Source organism: Mucilaginibacter sp. P5_A6, from assembly GCF_056400585.1.
The window spans coordinates 203,467-218,541 of the sequence record NZ_JBFUKZ010000001.1; the positions used below are offsets into that span (position 1 = coordinate 203,467).

Annotated in this window: 18 protein-coding genes; 10 read left to right on the top strand and 8 right to left on the bottom strand. The window is 40.9% G+C overall.

Annotated elements, in window-relative coordinates; genetic code table 11:
- Positions 1-85: 85 nt before the first annotated feature.
- Both AC1DO4_RS00910 and AC1DO4_RS00915 read left to right on the top strand, forming a co-directional pair.
- On the top strand, positions 86-592 hold the full coding sequence (locus tag AC1DO4_RS00910; protein ID WP_477412076.1) for a GbsR/MarR family transcriptional regulator: 507 nt from the start codon (positions 86-88) through the stop codon (positions 590-592).
- Positions 593-663: 71 nt separating this feature from the next.
- A complete protein-coding gene (locus tag AC1DO4_RS00915; RefSeq protein WP_477412078.1) occupies positions 664-1,035 on the top strand; it encodes a hypothetical protein in 372 nt (123 codons plus the stop codon).
- A gap of 69 nt (positions 1,036-1,104) precedes the next feature.
- Here the strand turns inward: AC1DO4_RS00915 and AC1DO4_RS00920 are convergent, their stop codons facing one another.
- Together AC1DO4_RS00920 and AC1DO4_RS00925 are read right to left on the bottom strand one after the other, a co-directional pair.
- Entirely contained in the window at positions 1,105-1,476 is a 372-nt protein-coding gene (locus AC1DO4_RS00920; RefSeq protein WP_477403848.1) for a response regulator, read from the bottom strand.
- A 1,018-nt stretch (positions 1,477-2,494) separates the two neighbouring features.
- Positions 2,495-2,854: a response regulator transcription factor gene (locus AC1DO4_RS00925; RefSeq protein ID WP_477412080.1), complete on the bottom strand. Its 360-nt coding sequence runs from the start codon at positions 2,852-2,854 to the stop codon at positions 2,495-2,497.
- A 395-nt stretch (positions 2,855-3,249) separates the two neighbouring features.
- Between AC1DO4_RS00925 and AC1DO4_RS00930 the strand changes: the two genes are divergently transcribed.
- The 5 genes from AC1DO4_RS00930 to AC1DO4_RS00950 all read left to right on the top strand — a co-directional run bounded on the left by AC1DO4_RS00930 (position 3,250) and on the right by AC1DO4_RS00950 (position 8,681).
- Positions 3,250-4,566, top strand: coding sequence for a gluconate:H+ symporter (locus AC1DO4_RS00930; protein WP_477412082.1), 1,317 nt, complete (start codon positions 3,250-3,252; stop codon positions 4,564-4,566).
- Positions 4,567-4,573: 7 nt separating this feature from the next.
- Entirely contained in the window at positions 4,574-5,386 is an 813-nt protein-coding gene (locus AC1DO4_RS00935; protein WP_477412084.1) for an alpha/beta fold hydrolase, read from the top strand.
- A 212-nt stretch (positions 5,387-5,598) separates the two neighbouring features.
- A complete protein-coding gene (locus tag AC1DO4_RS00940) occupies positions 5,599-5,949 on the top strand; it encodes a glycine zipper domain-containing protein (protein WP_477412086.1) in 351 nt (116 codons plus the stop codon).
- A gap of 258 nt (positions 5,950-6,207) precedes the next feature.
- Positions 6,208-7,380, top strand: a complete 1,173-nt coding sequence (locus AC1DO4_RS00945) for a BamA/TamA family outer membrane protein (RefSeq protein ID WP_477412088.1) — start codon at positions 6,208-6,210, stop codon at positions 7,378-7,380.
- Positions 7,381-7,454: 74 nt separating this feature from the next.
- On the top strand, positions 7,455-8,681 hold the full coding sequence (locus AC1DO4_RS00950; RefSeq protein ID WP_477412090.1) for a multidrug effflux MFS transporter: 1,227 nt from the start codon (positions 7,455-7,457) through the stop codon (positions 8,679-8,681).
- 134 nt (positions 8,682-8,815) lie between these two features.
- Here the strand turns inward: AC1DO4_RS00950 and AC1DO4_RS00955 are convergent, their stop codons facing one another.
- From AC1DO4_RS00955 to AC1DO4_RS00975, 5 genes are all read right to left on the bottom strand, one after another.
- Positions 8,816-9,499: a ClpP family protease gene (locus AC1DO4_RS00955; protein WP_477412092.1), complete on the bottom strand. Its 684-nt coding sequence runs from the start codon at positions 9,497-9,499 to the stop codon at positions 8,816-8,818.
- An 89-nt stretch (positions 9,500-9,588) separates the two neighbouring features.
- Positions 9,589-9,858, bottom strand: coding sequence for a hypothetical protein (locus AC1DO4_RS00960; protein WP_477412094.1), 270 nt, complete (start codon positions 9,856-9,858; stop codon positions 9,589-9,591).
- On the bottom strand, positions 9,839-10,384 hold the full coding sequence (locus AC1DO4_RS00965) for an RNA polymerase sigma factor (RefSeq protein ID WP_477412096.1): 546 nt from the start codon (positions 10,382-10,384) through the stop codon (positions 9,839-9,841). The genes AC1DO4_RS00960 and AC1DO4_RS00965 overlap by 20 nt, the downstream gene beginning before the upstream one ends.
- A 208-nt stretch (positions 10,385-10,592) precedes the next feature.
- Entirely contained in the window at positions 10,593-11,000 is a 408-nt protein-coding gene (locus tag AC1DO4_RS00970; protein ID WP_477412098.1) for a lipocalin family protein, read from the bottom strand.
- A 55-nt stretch (positions 11,001-11,055) separates the two neighbouring features.
- Positions 11,056-11,214, bottom strand: coding sequence for a hypothetical protein (locus AC1DO4_RS00975; RefSeq protein ID WP_477412100.1), 159 nt, complete (start codon positions 11,212-11,214; stop codon positions 11,056-11,058).
- 109 nt (positions 11,215-11,323) lie between these two features.
- Between AC1DO4_RS00975 and AC1DO4_RS00980 the strand changes: the two genes are divergently transcribed.
- The 3 genes from AC1DO4_RS00980 to AC1DO4_RS00990 all read left to right on the top strand — a co-directional run bounded on the left by AC1DO4_RS00980 (position 11,324) and on the right by AC1DO4_RS00990 (position 14,137).
- Entirely contained in the window at positions 11,324-11,620 is a 297-nt protein-coding gene (locus tag AC1DO4_RS00980) for a type II toxin-antitoxin system Phd/YefM family antitoxin (RefSeq protein ID WP_477412102.1), read from the top strand.
- Positions 11,617-12,018 (top strand): type II toxin-antitoxin system VapC family toxin, encoded by a 402-nt coding sequence (locus tag AC1DO4_RS00985; protein ID WP_477412104.1) that lies wholly within the window; start codon positions 11,617-11,619, stop codon positions 12,016-12,018. Before AC1DO4_RS00980 ends, AC1DO4_RS00985 begins: the two co-directional genes overlap by 4 nt.
- Before the next feature lie 223 nt (positions 12,019-12,241).
- Positions 12,242-14,137, top strand: a complete 1,896-nt coding sequence (locus AC1DO4_RS00990) for an SPFH domain-containing protein (protein WP_477412106.1) — start codon at positions 12,242-12,244, stop codon at positions 14,135-14,137.
- Between the two features lie 157 nt (positions 14,138-14,294).
- On the opposite strand, the gene AC1DO4_RS00995 is transcribed toward AC1DO4_RS00990, so the two are convergent.
- A complete protein-coding gene (locus AC1DO4_RS00995; protein WP_477412108.1) occupies positions 14,295-15,050 on the bottom strand; it encodes a hypothetical protein in 756 nt (251 codons plus the stop codon).
- Positions 15,051-15,075: the final 25 nt, after the last annotated feature.

The window sequence follows — 15,075 nt, forward strand, 5'->3', positions numbered from 1 at the left end:
AAAAATCATTTGCACATCTGTAATTTGCACATTTATTTTTCTTTCATTTATTTTTGAAAGTTTAAAAACTTATTTATATTTGTACATGGAATTGGCAGAAGGAAAGCTTAAGTTTATTGAGGCCTGGGGTAAATTGGGATCGGAGTGGGGAATAAACCGCACTATGGCCCAGGTACATGCGTTGCTGTTGGTTTCACCAGAAGCTTTAACTACCGAGGAAGTGATGGCCGAATTGAGTATATCCCGTGGTAATGCCAACATGACCCTGCGCGATTTGATTGACTGGGGCCTGGTTGAAAAACAACATAAAACTGGAGAGCGCAAGGAGTTTTTTTACGCCGAAAAAGATACCTGGGCAATTGCCCGCCGGGTAGCTGAAGAGCGTAAAAAACGCGAGCTTGATCCTGTTTTAAAAATACTGTCGCAGTTATCAGAGGTTAAAGGGGATGAAAAAGACCCCGCTTATAAAACTTTTAAAACATCGGTAGCGGATATTAGTAAGCTTGCAAAAAACGTAAACAAAACCTTAGAAACTATGCTGAAAGCTGAAGAGAGCTGGTTTTTTGGTTCAATATTTAAAATATTCAAGTAATATTTTTTTAATTTTATATTTCATTTTTTTCTGAAAATTCAATAATTTATATATAATAAAATCACACAATCATGAACTACTTTATTTTAACTTACCTTGTTTACCTGTTGGTAAGCATTGCATTAACAGTATGGGTTGCAAGGGTATTATTTAAAAACGGGCGCATTTTCCTGGTAGATATTTTTCACGGCAATAATGAACTTGCCGATTCTGTAAACAAGCTATTGGTGGTTGGTTTTTACCTTATCAATATAGGTTACATGAGTTTGGCCCTGAAAGAAACCGGCGGCATACCCAATACCCGGGTAGTGGTTGAGGTATTGAGCTACAAATTAGGCTGGATCATCCTGATATTAGGAGCTATGCACTTTTTAAACCTGGTAGTGTTTTTTAAATTGCGTAACCGCGCCAAAAGGGATAAAGCTTTTAATGTTAATATTTAAATAGATTTATAAAATAAAAAAGCAGGTGCGTTTGCAACCTGCTTTTTTGTTTTTATAAAATGAACTTGTTTAAGCTGCTGTATTTAACTGTCTTTTTATACTTCGCAGCAAAACATCAATATCAAATGGTTTGGCTATAAAATCATCTGGACTTCCATCCTGACTTAATGAACTTAGCGAAACGTAATGACTTGCAGAAATTAAGATAACAGGTATATCATGCGTTTCTTTAACCGATTTAAGGTGTCGGCACAATTCGCGTCCGTCTAAACCGCCAAGCATAATATCCAGCAGTATTAGGTCTGGCTGGTGCTCCCTTATTTTGGCAAATAAGTTGTGCCCGTTTGATAATGTTTCAACTTCGTAGCCAGAATCTTCAAGTATATATTGTAAAACTTCCAATATATCATTGTCATCATCCACCGCTAATATCCTTCTCATTTTATTATCCTTTTCTGTCTTTAATTATATAATTTATCACTAATTAAATATTAGCTAATGCCCGATTATATTTATGTTAAAAACAAAGCAAATGTTATACCAAGTTTATTGATAAGCACCTTGAAACGAGAATAATATTTGGTTTATACACACTTTTGGGCTGAAACAGTGTGATTTTTTTTTAATAATTATTAATTGTAGTAATTAGAAAGGGCATCTGTGCAAAAAAGTACTCACCAAATAATAAAGAGAAATAGCTGATAAGCCTTCGGTTATTACTATGCGTTTTTATCGGTAAGTATGTAGCTGGGTTTTTTGCACTTGGCACAGAAATACTTTCTTATTGGTAAAAAAAACAAAAAGTTTTTGGTAAACCATCCTCTGTGCATTTGGAAATGGAATGGGGTTCCGCATTTTCCACAATAATATKTTTTTCTTGTTTTTACGCTATGATCCTGATCGTCTGCCATAAAATTGATAAGGCGACGAATGTAAAGATACCTTTGTATAAATAAGCGTAAAACGTTTAAAATAGTACTTAAACGTATGTTTATATATGCTTTTGGTTAAATTTTTTAACCAAGCAGGTAGCGTTTACGGTTACACCTATAACAAACATATCTTTTTAGCGGAAGGAAAAATAATATATTTCTTGCAAAAAAACCTCTTGGAACCCGATTGTCAAGCTCTGTTTTACATTTGGGACAGACCGGAAGCCTTTTTTGCCTGGTACTGCTTGTTTGTGGATTTGCTGATAAAACCATAATACAATCAGGGGTTTATTGTATCTAACGTTCTGTTTAAAAATACTAAACAAAGATATGAAAATTGTCAATATCCTAACTATTTGGATTAATTATTATGTAATTAAAATTATTTTAATGGTTAAATTAAAATTGTTTCAATAAAAGCTTTTTTTAGGCGCTTTTTTTAAATACTTATCAATTTCAATCAAAAGGTATTAAAAAAAATTGGCGTGAGGATATAGTTTTACACCCGGCAGTCGATGGTCTAAACCTTATTTTATCAGGTTATTAACCTTCTCAACAAGTTCAATAAGGTCAAAGGGTTTATTAATAATGCCATCGCAGCCGTAGATTAGCAGGGGATCTTCGTTACTTAAATAAGCTGAAAAAATGATAACCGGAATGTCGCAGAATTTTGGGTGAGCCTTAATGCTCTTACAAATTTCGCCGCCATTTGTGCCGGCAACGCGGTAATCTAATATAACAAGATTAGGAGCAAATTTTTCAATTAGCGGTAGTACCTCCAGGTTATCAGCGGTGCTGATTACCTCAAATTGCTCGTAAGTAAGGGTTTCATGAACAATTTCCAAAATGTCCTGGTTATCATCTAATACCAAAATACGTTTTGACATAAAAAGCATTAAAAAGTGAAAAGGCCGAAAATGTATTTAAGTAAGTGCGTTGGAAAATTATCCGAACAATTTAAGGGGTAGTGCCTGAGCTAAAATTTTATCGGATAAATCAACACACAAATTTAAAATATTTTAATTAATGAATGGTAAATGGAAGTGATTTTTGAGTAACATTTTTGTTTTAATTAAGTAATTATTACAATGCGATTAATATGGTCGAAGCAATTTTGTTTTTAACGAATAATTAAGTGGGCAGTAATGATTTTGTTTGTGCAAGCATATTAAAAAGGTTTGCCTATTATAAATCCTAAACTCAAATATTGTTATTACTTTAGGCGGATAACATTTTGTTTTGTAATAAAGCTACCTCCCTAAAAATATAACAGTTTGATGTAATGGCACTATTAATTATTCTTGTTTGTATTATCCTGCTTGTTTTATTAGTAAGCTGGGTTAAGCTAAATCCCTTTATCGCCTTTCTTATCGTTTCAATAGCTGCCGGCTTAATGCTGGGTATCCCTATAAATAAGGTTACCGCATCGGTACAAAAAGGTATGGGCGATATTATGGGGCAATTGCTCATTATTATTTGCCTGGGCGCTATGCTTGGTAAACTGGTAGCAGTAAGCGGCGCTGCCCAAAAAATTGCCGAGGTACTGGTTAAAGCCGTTGGCGAAAAATACATTCAATGGGCGCTGGTTACCGCCGGTTTTATTATAGGTATTCCGCTGTTTTATGGTATTGGCTTTGTGCTCATGGTGCCGCTCATATTTTCTGTAGTATACAAGTATAAGCTACCTGCTGTATACATCGGTTTACCTATGCTGGCTTCCTTATCGGTTACGCACGGGTTTTTGCCGCCGCACCCTTCACCATCGGCCCTGGTGGTACTGTTTCATGCAAATATGGCTACTACCTTTATTTACGGGTTAATGATAGCCATACCTGCTATTGTATTAGCCGGACCGGTATTTGCCCAATTCTTAAAAAAAATACCATCAGAACCACTTGCCACATTCAGGGCCGAGGAATTGCCCCCCGATAAATTACCCGGGGCGGCAAATAGTTTTTTTACTGCCTTGCTGCCGGTAATGCTGTTAATGCTTACCGCTTTTTTACCATACCTGGGTATCAAAAATAAAGATCTGTTAAAAATCATTGCCTTCCTTGGCGATCCGTCTATTGTTATGCTGATAGCTCTTATTGTAGCTACCTATACCCTGGGCATTAAACAGGGAAAAAAAATGAGCCAGCTGGCTGTAAACTATACCGACGCTATAAAAGACATTGCTTTGATAATGCTCATTATTGCCGGCTCAGGTGCATTTAAAGAGGTATTAACTGCCAGTGGTGTAAGCAGCCAGATAGCCTCCCAATTGCAGACCTTTAATTTACCACCTTTGGTTTTGGGTTGGGTTATAGCCGCAATAATACGCGTTAGCTTAGGTTCGGCTACCGTAGCGGGATTAACCGCCGCGGGGATTGTGGCATCATTAGTAGCGCAAAATCATGTGAACCCTAACCTGATGGTGCTTTCCATAGGCGCAGGCAGCCTCGCGTTTTCACACGTGAACGATTCGGGATTTTGGCTATATAAAGAATATTTTAACCTTAGCATAAAAGATACCATCAAATCATGGTCGGTGATGGAAACATTGGTGTCGGTGGTCGGTTTGGCCGGGGTATTAATTATTAACCAGTTTGTAAAATAATGCTCCCATGAAAAAGATCTTTAAATTCATAACCGCTTTACTGCTTTTGCTAACCGCCAGCAATGTTAATTATGCCCAGGAGGCTGTAGGAGGTGGTTATTACACCTCATTTGATGGTACAAAAATTTATTACGAGGTTAAGGGTGATGGTTTTCCGGTTTTGCTGATCCACGGCTTTTCGGGTACCGGGCAGGGCTGGAAGAATGGTCCATTGTTCAACGATCTGCTGAATGCCGGCTATAAAGTGATCATACTTGATCAGCGAGGCAATGGCCGGTCGGATAAGCCTCATACCGATGCCGGGTATGCCAACGATGCCGAGGCAAAGGATATAATGGGTTTAGTAAGCAGTTTAGGTATCAAAAAATATAATGTGGTGGGTTACTCGCGGGGCTCTATCATTGCATCGCGTATTTTGGTTTTAGATAAAAGGGTGCAAAAACTGGTAATGGGCGGCATGGGCGATGCCTATACCAACCCCGATTGGCCAAGGCGGGTGCATGCTTACAAAGCATTGATGGGCGATACAACTTTTCATGATGTGGATGGCATGATCAAATACATCCATAGTAATCCATTATTTGATGTTACCGCATTAATGTTTCAGCAAAAGCACCAGCCCTCAACCAGTAAACAGGAACTTGCTAAAGTGAAAATACCTGTGCAAATTATTTGTGGAACTGAGGATAAGGATGGCGGATCTGAAGAAGGACTTCAGCAGGCTATTCCCGGATCAAAATTAACCTACATCCCCGGCGATCATAATGTTGCGGGTAAAAGTGTCCAGTTTTCTGATACAGTACTGGCGTTTTTGAAATAGCTTGTTTCTGCATTTGGCAGGTATTAGCAGGCAGTTTTTCGTTATCTTTGTTCATTAGTCAATGCATTGATAGTCTTGTTGGTATGTATTGTTAACTGTCTTTAAATCACTATTTGCCCGCTTGAACCTGCTTGCCGCCATCTGCATTTCGGCTTGTTATTTGTATAGGTGTTACCCGGTATATTTTATAACACTTACCAGATAATATTTTTATGAAAAAGTTAATCATATCCACTTGCCTGTTTTTTGCGTTCCTGCTTACGTTTGCATCAAACATACAGGCACAAACTACAAAGAAAAAGGGAATTAGCGATCAGGGAAAAGGGGCTATTATAGGTGGTGCCGGCGGCGCCGTTGTTGGTGGCTTAGTTGGCCATAACGTAGGCGGAGCTTTAATTGGCGGTGCAATTGGTGCAGGAGGAGGTTACATTATTGGTAATGAAACCCGCAGGGCCAGAGAGAAGAAAGAACGTGCGCGCCGTATTGCCTGGCGCCGTGCCCACCCAAGGCACCATCGCCCATATACCAAAACCACTACCGTTACTACGGTTAAATACCAATAAAGTTAAAAAAGGTTAAAATAGCCTGGTAAGCCTGCGGTTATGTTAATCGTGGGCTTTTTATTGTTATCTTAAGGCACGGGGCCTGGTAAAAGGGTCCGGAGAAAATAAATTTTATTGCATGCTTAAAAATCAAATTATTCGTTAAAGCATTTGTGTTAATTGTTAAAAATACCAAACTGCATATTTAAGTATTCCGTTTAATGTATAATGGGTAAAGCGTTTATAGCATTATTATTTTGTTTTATTTCTTATGCCGCAATGGCGCAAAGTTTCACGCCTGTTGCTGACACTACTAAAAACAGAGCTGATACTGTTAAGCAGCGAGACCTGATAGATGTCTTCAGATCCGTGTTCAGTATTAAGCCAAGGAAGATATCAGCTATCGAAAAAAAGAAAATTTATTTTTCATTTTTGCCCATATCTTCTTCAGATGGGAGAAGCGGCGGCCGGGCGTTGTTTACTTCAACTACAGCCGGTTTTTACCTCGGCGACCTGGCAACAACAAACCTTTCGAGTTTTACATTCACGCCTTATTTTAATTTAAAAGGCCGTTATGGCTTGCCCATCAGATCAAACATATGGCTTAATAATAACGAATGGAATATTGTAGGCGATACCCGTTTACTGGTTTACCCACAATATACCTGGGGCCTTGGTGGCAATATGCCCGAAGATCATAAGTTTTTGGTAGAGTATAACTATGTTCGTTTTTACCAAACCGTGCTTAAAAAAATAAAACCATATTTTTATGCTGGGGTAGGGTACAACCTGGATTACTATGTAGATATGGAAAGCCAGGGTAACAATAACCTGCGTAACTTTGCTAATTACAAATATGGTACAGCTACAAACCAGGATGCGTTTTCATCAGGGGCAACTTTAAACTTATTGTATGATACCCGTAAAAATTCAATAGATCCACTGCCCGGAGTTTATGCCAATGTATCCTACCGGTTTAATACCAGGCTGTTGGGAAGCCATACCAACTGGCAATCATTATATATTGATGTGCGTAAGTACGTTTCGCTAACCAATTCGGGGCCTAAAAATGTGCTGGCATTTTGGTCGTACTATTGGACATCGCTAACACCAGGAACCCCCTATCTTAACCTGCCCAGTTTAGGTTGGGAACCTTACCAACGATCGGGCCGTGGGTTTAAGCAAAATCGTTACAGGGGCCAGCGCCTTGCCTATTTTGAAACTGAATACCGCCGCGATATAACCCGTAATGGCTTGCTTGGCTTTGTTTTATTTGCCAATGTAAACTCCGTAACCGAGCCCGATAATATGAAATTTACCTTTTGGCATCCGGCTGGTGGTACGGGGCTTAGGTTTAAATTCAACAAAAAGTCGGGTACAAATATCAGTCTCGATTATGGAGTAAGCCGCAACTATTCTTCAATAAACCTTAATTTGGGCGAAACTTTTTAAGTCCATAGTTAGTGGTATCTTTGGCCCGTATTTAATCCATTAACCATGGTCTACCGGCCATCTACTAACAACATATGACCAAAAAGCGATACTTTTTTTTAATTCTCATATTAGGTTCGCTTACCGCTTTAGGGCCTTTTTCTATAGATATGTACCTGCCCGGTTTTAAGGCAATAGCAAAATACCTGCACACCAGTACAGATGAGGTGGCCCTGTCACTTTCCAGCTTTTTTATTGGGATCTCGGCCGGGCAGTTATTGTATGGCCCATTGCTTGATAGGTTCGGGCGTAAAAAACCTTTGTATTTTGGGCTATGCTTGTACATTGTAACATCTATAGGTTGTTTCTTTTCCACTTCGCTAGAGATGCTGATCATTATGCGGTTTTTCCAGGCGGTGGGCAGCTGCGCGGCAGGAGTGGCTTCCATGACCATGGTACGCGATTTGTTCCCGGTGAAGGATAATGCCAAAGTATTTGCCTTGCTGATATTGGTACTTGGGGCATCCCCAATGATTGCACCTACTGTTGGTAGCTATATAACAGCCGCGTTTGAGTGGCAGGTTATATTTTTAATCCTCACCATCATAGCTGTATTGATTTTATTAGCTGTAATATTCTTTTTACCCGAAAGCTACCAGCCCGATCCCTCATTCTCCTTAAAACCAAAACCCATCATTAATAATTTTTTGGAGGTAATAAAAGAGCCCCAGTTTTTCACTTATGCCATAAGCGGGGCCTTTGCATTTGCCGGTTTGTTTGCATATGTATCCTCATCGCCCATTGTATTTATAGAGGTATTTAAAGTGAGCGAGAAAACCTTTGGCTGGATCTTCGCCGGGCTTTCGATAGGTTTTATTGGGTCGAGCCAGGTTAACAGCATGCTGGTGAAAAGATACAGCAGCGAGCAACTGGTAAACACTTTCCTCATTTGCATGGTAATTATTTCTGTTGTGTTTTTGATAGCATCGTTAAATGGCTGGTTTGGTATGGGCGGCACTATAGCCGTAATATTTGGGGTTTTATGCTGTGTAGGGATTTGCAGCCCCAATACATCAGCCTTGTCGCTGGCACCATTCACCAAAAACGCCGGCTCAGCTTCTGCACTTTTGGGAGCTTTTCAAATGGCAGTAGGTTCGCTGGCATCAGTAGGTATTACATTGATAAAAAGCCAAACTACCTTGCCAATGGCAGGGGTAATGGCGGCTTCATCCATAGTGGCATTATTGGTATTGGTTATTGGCAGGAGGTTTATTAAGAATAAAGTAGAGGCTGTGGCCGGAGCAGCCGTGGCGGCGCATTGATGCTTTAAAAAAAGAAAAATCAAAAGTAGTAAGTCATGCTGAAACAAAGTTCGGCATGACTTATAAATCTGATCATTCAGGGTTTCGTTAACGCGTTATCTGCACATTTGAAATTTGTATATCTGCACATCTATCTACATCAATACCTCATCAATTATCCCAAACTCTTTAGCCTCGTCAGCTATCATCCAGTAATCACGATCTGATACCTCATATACTTTTTCATAAGGCTGGCCACTGTGTTTGGCAATAATCTCGTAAAGTTCCTGCTTTATTTTGAGTACCTGGCGGGATGCTATCTCGATATCAGAGGCCATACCCTGCGCCCCGCCCGATGGCTGGTGCAGCATTACCCGGGAATGCCGTAATGCCGCCCGCTTACCTACCGCACCGCCGCAAAGTAATACCGCCCCCATTGATAAGGCCATCCCTGTGCAAATGGTTGCCACATCCGGACTGATGAAATGCATGGTATCATAAATACCTAAGCCTGCATATACCGAACCACCGGGCGAGTTGATATACATCTGGATATCCTTTTTGGCATCGGTTGACTGCAGAAAAAGCAATTGGGCCTGGATGATGTTGGCCACGTTATCATCAACCGCCTGGCCCATGAAAATGATCCGGTCCATCATGAGGCGCGAGAACACGTCCATCTGGGCAACGCGCATTTCGCGCTCTTCGGTAATGTAGGGAGTCATGGCTGTGGGCAGCATATTTTTTTCGACCCCTGAAATGTAGCTATCTACCTGCGAACCGGCAATAGCATGGTGCATGACCGCATATTTGCGGAATTCCTGTTTATCGATATTCATAAAATTTTGGTTTTTGTTAAGTTCGGAGTCTCAGGTTGGAAGCCTTTAGTCTAATGATTTATAACGACCTGGAACTTAAGACTACTGACTCATGACTTGAAAAATCGGGCTATTTTTTGTTTAAAACTCAAGTGTTCGGGTTGGGTAAATAGTTGCTGGTGCGCGGCTTCTATCTCTTGTTTTAGCTGCCTGCGGCCATATTGCTGCACTAAAGCATAAACCTGCTTTTGGGCCGCTGTATCAACCTGCAGGTCATGATCCAGCAATAGTTTTGCATCAAACAACAAGGCATCGCCGGGTTGCTGCGCTTTAAGCAGGTGGGCTTCTATATAGGCTATATTATTTAAGGAAGTCCTCATACGTTAATGCTTTTTGTTTAACTGTTTCCCTAACTTTTTCGATGCATTTATATTTCTGCACTGTTGCCGAGCGTACACCCGAAAAGCCGAACGTTTGCGCCACCTCTGTCATCGGGAGCTTATCGAAATAAAAGGAGCGGAGGAGTTCCATACAACGCTTGCCAGCCGTCTCCAGGAAGCGGAGTAGCTTGTTTTCATCGGGAATGGTTACAATCTCGGCAGTAGTGTTTGCTGTATCTGCTTCATTTAAGGGGGATGTTTGCCTGCCTTCTTTATAGCGTTTGAGCCACAAATACCTGGCGGTGCCATAAATATAGGCGCCATCGCTGTTGTTTATGGCTAAATCAGCCGATCGTGTTTTTTCGTAATAGCTGAGCAAAGCATCCTGGAAAACATCCCTTGCCTCATCAAATGATCCGCCGCATTTAGCCACGTACTTTGCCACCGCCGGGAATACTTTTTTGTATAAGCCGATAAAAAGCTCCTGCCTTTTTGCTGCTTGCTCCTGTAATTTAACCGCATCCATTGTTTACTGTTTATTACTATGTGCAAGTTAAGGAAGATATATCACCTTTTTTGGAGAAAAGATTTTTTGAGCAAGGAGCAAGGGTTTTTTGAGCAAGGATTTTTGGACAAAAGACAAAGGACTTTTGTATGTCACCAAAGTGATGCTGAATTACACGAACCACGCAACACGAATCACAAACCAGGCAACACGAACCACGCAACATAAATCAAAACTTACTTGCCCTAAAGGCTGTCACCTTGGAACCGTCTGCCCCAATGGTTTCAAAAATGATCTTGCTCTCGGTTAGCTCCGATACGGTGAAAACATAATTGCGGGTTTTGCCATCGGGCAGTACTTCTGTTATATTCATGTTACTGCCATTAAGGGTATAGGTACCATGCGCCAGGAATTTCCCTCCCCATACTATCAGGAACTTCATTTGGGGGGTAAATTGAATATAGGGAACAACCTCATCCAGCTCGGCCTTTTTCATGGTATCGGGCGGACTGGCATTGGGATGCTCCACCTTCACGTATTTCCATTTACCGGTAAGGGTAGTAACCGATACCGAAGGCTTGCAAGCTGTGATAAACAGTAACACAACAGCCAGCAACAAAAAGCTATGTTTAATCATAACGGTTATAATTGTTTGCCTAAGCTATAAAATTGTCGCCAAAATAAACAGAAAATTATTTGCCCTTCATTTGCTTTCTCATTCGTTCCTCGGCTTTTTTTACTTCGTCTTTTTCGCTCATCGGGAAGTCGGTTTTGAGTTCCTTTTTGTCCGGGTTATTGGTACCGGGGACTGTTTTTTTAGTCACGGTTTTATTTGATGCTGGCGTTGCCATGATCGTAGGGTTTTAATGATGTTACTATTTAAACTCATGAGGGTTTAAAATTGTTTGCAATTGCTAAAAGTATCGGATTTTACAAAAGATTATAAATAGTTTTAATAAAATGAAGAGAATTTTACTTGACAACTTGTCAAGTAAAATGTATTATTGTAAAAAGAATGGTAGGATGAAAACAATGACTGTTGGAGAATTTAAATCTCATTTTGCGGAAGTGCTGGAACAGGTTAAAGCCGGAGTGGGTTTTGCTGTTACTTACGGCAAGAAAAAGGAAATTGTGGGCTACTTTTTACCAGAGTCGCAGCTTTTAAAACCAAAACGAAAACTTGGTTTATTAGAAGGCAAGGTAAAAGTAAGTTTTAAACAAGACTTCAGAATGACGGAGGAGGAATTGTTAGGATGAGTTTTCTACTTGATGCCCACACCTTATTGTGGGCAATATCAGATCAGAAAAAACTATCATCCAAAGTGATTACTATTCTGGAAGATGCGAATAACGAAGTTTTTGTAAGCGCAGTAACGTTTTGGGAGATATCGTTAAAATACTCATTAGGAAAGCTGGATTTAAATGGCGTAACCCCTGATGATCTGCCCAAACATGCCGAAGAAACCGGGTTTAGTTTACTGCCGCTCCTGCCGTCAGAATCATCCGGTTATCATCAACTTAATGCAGCTTGGCACCGCGATCCCTTTGATAGGATGCTGATATGGCAGGCTATTACCAATAACTTAACACTGCTTAGTAAGGATAAAAATGTAGCTCAATATAAATCTGTTGGCCTTAAGTTAATTTGGCTATAAATCAAATAAATACAAGTAACAAACCCGAAATCACACATCCGATATCCGAAATCAAAAAATATTTTTCAAAATAATTGTAACATCCTGTAATTGCAACTGTCTTAATGACACTATATAGCCAAGGTACTCCAATCCAGTTTAAGCTATATGTTATTTGTGAGGGCCCGCACCTTAAGGGTTCCGTTAAAAATCAAAAAATTAAAATTCTAAATCTTTTAAAAAAATGAACAATTCAATTTCGATGTTATTTTGGGCTGTACCTGTAATTCTGGTACTTGTAATGTACAAGTTTGTTTTGCGGGTGTTTTTTGGTATGGTGATAGTCCCCGACGACCGTATTGGCCTGGTGGTAAAAAAGTTCACCCTGTCGGGCAAATCACGCCTTCCCGATGGCCGTATTATTGCCACTGCCGGCGAGGCCGGTATGCAGGCCAAAGCGCTTGCGCCGGGTTTGTACTGGGGCATGTGGCCATGGCAGTACGGTATTACCATGGAGCCTTTTACCATTATTGAGCAAAACAAACTGGGGCTGGTGAAGGCGAAGGATGGAGCCATCCTGGATACCGGTAGGGTACTGGGCAAACCGGTAAACTGCGACAAATTCCAGGATGCGATAGCGTTTTTGGATAACAACGGGCAGAAAGGTCCGCAGGCTGCCTTTCTTACGCCGGGTAGTTACCGTATCAACACCTTTTTGTTTGAAATTGTGATGGTGCCTATTACCCAGATCCAGGAAAACAAGGTGGGTGTTATTACAACGCTTGATGGTGAACCATTGGCAAAGGGCGAAATTGCAGGCTACTCGGTGGATGGTCATAAAAACTTCCAGGATCCAATAGCGTTTATTAACGCGGGCGGCCGTAAAGGTTTGCAGGAAGATGTGATACTGGCAGGTACTTATTACCTAAATCCCTGGTTTGTAATTGTGGAACAGGTGGATATGGTTTACATCCCTATTGGTTATGTAGGTGTGGTAAACTCCTTTGTTGGGCCCGAAGGTAAAGACACCAGCGGCGATGCTTTTAAGCACGGTAATATTGTAAAACGTAACGAAAAAGGTGTTTGGGAAGAACCGCTTGACCCTGGTAAACACCCTGTAAACATATATACCCACGCGGTAGAAATTGTGCCTACTACCAACATTGTATTAAACTGGGCCGATAGCCGCACAGAAGCGCATGAGCTGGATAAGAACCTGTGCACAATTACCGTAAGATCAAGTGATGGTTTTACATTCAATTTGGATGTATCGCAGATTATACACGTGCCCCGCAACGAAGCGCCAAAAGTAATAGCCCGTTTTGGTAAAATGAAAAACCTGGTATCGCAGGTACTGGAACCTACCATTGCCAACTATTTCCGTAACTCGGCACAAAGGAGTGATGTGATAGGCTTTTTGGCAAACCGTATACAAAGGCAAAATGATGCCAAAGAACATATCAGCACGGTACTGCAAACTTATAACGTAATAGGGGTGGATACACTGATAGGCGATATAGTGCCGCCAGCCGCCTTAATGAAAACCCTTACCGACCGTAAAATAGCTGAACAGGAAAAAGTGACTTACGAAATACAACGCCACGCGCAAATTGAGCGTAAGGAGTTTGAAAGCGCCAGGGCCGGTGCAGATATGCAGCCGGAGGTTGTAAAATCAACCCGCCAGGTAGAGATCAATACCCAGATGGCAGCGTCAAGGGTTGCCGCCTCACGTGGTGAAGCCGAAGCCAAAACCATTAACGCCAAGGCCGATGCCGAAGTTAAGATTACAATAGCCAAAGCTGATGCCGAAGCCAAAACAGTGAACGCCAAAGCCGATGCCAATGCAACAGAGGTGAACGGCTTGGCCGAAGGTGCAAAAATTAAAGCCATAGGTATGGCCGAAGCTGAAGTAACTAAACAGAAAACCGAAGCAATGGGTACCGAGCAATACGCCATAGTACGTGTAGCCGAAGCCCTTGCCAGCAATGGTATTAAACTGGTGCCAGAAATACTGGTAAGCGGTAAAGATGGCGGCGGTAACGGCATGATAGATGCCCTTATAGGCAGCGAAATGCTCAGGAAGCTACAGAAGGCTAATGAAGATGGTGCAGTGAGTGGAGGTGTAGTGAATGGTGAGTAGTGAATGGTGAGTAGTGAATGGAGAGTAGTGAGTGGTGAATGGAGAGTAGTGAGTGGTGAATGGAGAGTGGTGAGTGGTGAGTAGTGAGTAGTAAATGAACCATCGTAATAACAATGACGGTTTTATAAAAGGTGCATCTTAGGGTGCACCTTTTGTGCTATACCCCAAAAGGTTTAAGTATATCAAATAGTGCCCAGCCGGCAGCCAGGGCAATAGTAAGTACTTTTGTCCTGGCGCTTACTTTGTATACGCTCCTGATATTGGCGCGGCAAACGGATACGGCAACAAATAGCGTAAACAAAATTACAATGCCAGATATTACCAGCCTTGTATCGGTAATTTCTGAACCAAATTGACTATTCAGTTTAAAGCCGATCTCTTTTTTATAAATGATAAGTAATTCTATAGCCTTATAAGTTGATACCAGGCATAATATTAGCCATCCGGCTTTTTTTCGTAACCCGAAAAGTAAGATTCCTATCGGGAGCAGTAAATAGGAGATAGATGAATAAAAGAAAAACGGGCTGTAAAAAGCCGGGTTAAACAAGGCGATTAATATTAATTTACCACCAAATATCAAAGCCACTATATACAGGGCTGCTGCGATAATAGTAATTATGTTAATATATTTTGATACGGGCGGTAATGCTGCTGATAGTGGGTTTAGAAAGTTAACTATGGATTGACCTATCCGGGCTGCTTTTTGCTGATGAATAACCTTTTGCTGTTCGGCGGCTTCAACGTCGATATAAAGCAGCTCAAGTTGTTCGGGAGTGAGCTGTCTGTTATTTAATTCTATATGAGCGGCCTCAACGGCCAAAGGATGATAATTATCAGGGTTATTAATAACAGTAAGTAATTCGGCATTCCTTAATGCTTTATACCGGTTAAAAAATGGATTTATATCAGGCATTAGGTTTTGGATTAGGGTTAGCGAA

Bases quoted from the DNA above. Each gene is read 5' to 3' on its own strand.
- AC1DO4_RS00910 (WP_477412076.1), top strand. From the start codon at position 86: ATGGAATTGGCAGAAGGAAAGCTTAAGTTTATTGAGGCCTGGGGTAAA.
- AC1DO4_RS00915 (WP_477412078.1), top strand. From the start codon at position 664: ATGAACTACTTTATTTTAACTTACCTTGTTTACCTGTTGGTAAGCATT.
- AC1DO4_RS00920 (WP_477403848.1), bottom strand. From the start codon at position 1,476: ATGAGAAGGATATTAGCGGTGGATGATGACAATGATATATTGGAAGTT.
- AC1DO4_RS00925 (WP_477412080.1), bottom strand. From the start codon at position 2,854: ATGTCAAAACGTATTTTGGTATTAGATGATAACCAGGACATTTTGGAA.
- AC1DO4_RS00930 (WP_477412082.1), top strand. From the start codon at position 3,250: ATGGCACTATTAATTATTCTTGTTTGTATTATCCTGCTTGTTTTATTA.
- AC1DO4_RS00935 (WP_477412084.1), top strand. From the start codon at position 4,574: ATGAAAAAGATCTTTAAATTCATAACCGCTTTACTGCTTTTGCTAACC.
- AC1DO4_RS00940 (WP_477412086.1), top strand. From the start codon at position 5,599: ATGAAAAAGTTAATCATATCCACTTGCCTGTTTTTTGCGTTCCTGCTT.
- AC1DO4_RS00945 (WP_477412088.1), top strand. From the start codon at position 6,208: ATGGCGCAAAGTTTCACGCCTGTTGCTGACACTACTAAAAACAGAGCT.
- AC1DO4_RS00950 (WP_477412090.1), top strand. From the start codon at position 7,455: ATGACCAAAAAGCGATACTTTTTTTTAATTCTCATATTAGGTTCGCTT.
- AC1DO4_RS00955 (WP_477412092.1), bottom strand. From the start codon at position 9,499: ATGAATATCGATAAACAGGAATTCCGCAAATATGCGGTCATGCACCAT.
- AC1DO4_RS00960 (WP_477412094.1), bottom strand. From the start codon at position 9,858: ATGAGGACTTCCTTAAATAATATAGCCTATATAGAAGCCCACCTGCTT.
- AC1DO4_RS00965 (WP_477412096.1), bottom strand. From the start codon at position 10,384: ATGGATGCGGTTAAATTACAGGAGCAAGCAGCAAAAAGGCAGGAGCTT.
- AC1DO4_RS00970 (WP_477412098.1), bottom strand. From the start codon at position 11,000: ATGATTAAACATAGCTTTTTGTTGCTGGCTGTTGTGTTACTGTTTATC.
- AC1DO4_RS00975 (WP_477412100.1), bottom strand. From the start codon at position 11,214: ATGGCAACGCCAGCATCAAATAAAACCGTGACTAAAAAAACAGTCCCC.
- AC1DO4_RS00980 (WP_477412102.1), top strand. From the start codon at position 11,324: ATGAAGAGAATTTTACTTGACAACTTGTCAAGTAAAATGTATTATTGT.
- AC1DO4_RS00985 (WP_477412104.1), top strand. From the start codon at position 11,617: ATGAGTTTTCTACTTGATGCCCACACCTTATTGTGGGCAATATCAGAT.
- AC1DO4_RS00990 (WP_477412106.1), top strand. From the start codon at position 12,242: ATGAACAATTCAATTTCGATGTTATTTTGGGCTGTACCTGTAATTCTG.
- AC1DO4_RS00995 (WP_477412108.1), bottom strand. From the start codon at position 15,050: ATGCCTGATATAAATCCATTTTTTAACCGGTATAAAGCATTAAGGAAT.